Origin of the sequence: Geminicoccus flavidas, assembly GCF_009806515.1 — a bacterium.
Lineage (GTDB): Bacteria > Pseudomonadota > Alphaproteobacteria > Geminicoccales > Geminicoccaceae > Geminicoccus > Geminicoccus flavidus.
Genome location: NZ_WUJP01000168.1, coordinates 1 through 2,112, shown reverse-complemented (window position 1 = coordinate 2,112; position 2,112 = coordinate 1). Strand labels below are relative to the sequence as shown.

Genomic DNA, 2,112 nt, shown 5'->3' with positions numbered 1-2,112 from the left:
CAACTTTTCGTTCGGCGACTATTTCAAGGAGCACGCGATCGAGCTGGCCTGGAACCTGATCACCCGGGAGTACGGCCTGCCCGCATCGCGCCTGACCGCCACGGTCTATGCCGAGGACGACGAGGCGTTCGATCTCTGGAAGAAGATCGCCGGTCTCCCTGAGAGCCGGATCATCCGGATCCCGACCTCCGACAATTTCTGGGCGATGGGTGATACCGGCCCCTGCGGCCCGTGCTCGGAAATCTTCTTCGACCATGGCGACAAGGTCGCGGGCGGCCCGCCGGGTTCGGCCGATGCTGACGGCGACCGGTTCATCGAGATCTGGAACCTCGTGTTCATGCAGTTCGAGCAGGTCGACAAGGCGACCCGCGTGAACCTGCCCAGACCTTCGATCGACACCGGCATGGGCCTGGAGCGCATCGCTGCGGTGCTCCAGGGCAAGCACGACAATTTCGAGATCGACCTGTTCGCGAAGCTGATCGCGAGGAGCGAGGAGCTGACCGGCACGCCGGCAGAAGGCCCGCAGCGCCCCTCGCACAAGGTGATCGCCGACCATCTGCGCGCCTCGGCCTTCCTGGTGGCCGATGGAGTGATGCCGTCCAACGAGGGGCGCGGCTACGTGCTGCGCCGGATCATGCGCCGCGGCATGCGCCACGCCCAGCTTCTGGGCGCGCGCGAGGCACTCATGTACCGGATGGTGCCGACCCTGGTCGAGGAGATGGGCAAGGCCTATCCGGAGCTGGTCCGTGCCGAGGCGCTGATCACCGAGGTGCTGAAGCTCGAGGAAACCAATTTCCGCCGCACGCTCGAGCGCGGCCTGCGTCTGCTCGACGAGGAGGTGACGACGCTCTCCGAGGGCCAGCCGCTTTCGGGCGAGGTCGCGTTCAAGCTCTACGACACCTACGGCTTCCCGCTCGACCTGACGCAGGACGCCCTGCGTGCCCAGAACCGCGGGGTCGACCTCGAAGGCTTCGAGGCGGCGATGGAGCGCCAGCGCGCCGAGGCGCGCAAGCACTGGAAGGGCTCGGGTTCCTCGGCGATCGCCCCCATCTGGTTCGAGCTGCGCGACAAGGTCGGTGCCACCGAGTTCCTGGGCTACGAGACCCCGACGGCGGAGGGCAAGGTGGTGGGCCTGGTGGTGGGCGACACCCTGGTGGACGAGGTATCCGCCGGCACCGAGGTGCTGCTGGTCGCCAACCAGACCCCGTTCTACGGCGAAGCCGGCGGCCAGGTCGGCGATACCGGCACGATCAGCACGGGCGATGCCCTGGTGACGGTCACCGATACCCAGAAGTACCTTGGCGACCTGTTCGTCCATGTCGGCAAGGTCGAGCGCGGCACGATCCGGCAGGGCGACGACGTGAAGCTCGCGATCGACGCAGACCGGCGCGCCCGGATCCGCCGCGCCCATTCCGCCACCCACCTGATGCACAAGGCGCTGCAGCGCCATCTGGGCGCGCATGTGGCGCAGAAGGGCTCCAAGGTCGAGCCCGACCGGCTGCGCTTCGACTTCAGCCACCCGAAGGCGATGACGCCGGAGGAGATCGGCCTGGTCGAGCGCGAGGTGAATCATTACCTGCGCCAGAACGCGCCCACCGCCATCCGGATCATGGCCAGGGAGGACGCGATCGCGACCGGGGCCATGGCCCTGTTTGGCGAGAAATACGGCGACGAGGTCCGGGTCGTCTCGATGGGCGAGGGCGAGGACGGCAAGACCTACTCGGTCGAGCTGTGCGGCGGGACCCATGTCGCCCGCACCGGCGACGTGGCCCTGTTCAAGATCCTCTCGGAAGGTCCGGTCGCGGCCGGCATCCGCCGGATCGAGGCGATCACCGGCGAGGCGGCGCTGCTCCATGTCGAGGAGGAGGAGGCGGTGCTCGGCAGGGCGGCCGCTGCCCTCAAGGTGCCGGCCCGCGACCTGCCGGCCCGGATCGACGCCCTGGTCGAGGAGCGCCGCAAGCTGGAGCGCGAGTTGGCCGACCTGCGCCGCAAGATCGTGACCGGCGGCGTCGGCACGGAGAACGCCGCCCGTCAGGTCAACGGCATCACCTTCGCTGCCCGCACCCTGGAAGGTGTGCCGGCCAAGGAGCTGCGTGGCACGGCCGACGAGCT

Annotated in this window: 1 protein-coding gene; it reads left to right on the top strand. The window is 68.5% G+C overall.

From position 1 onward, the window contains the following. The coding region (gene alaS, locus EQG76_RS04570; protein ID WP_159710999.1) for an alanine--tRNA ligase at positions 1-2,112 on the top strand (2,112 nt) is incomplete at both ends.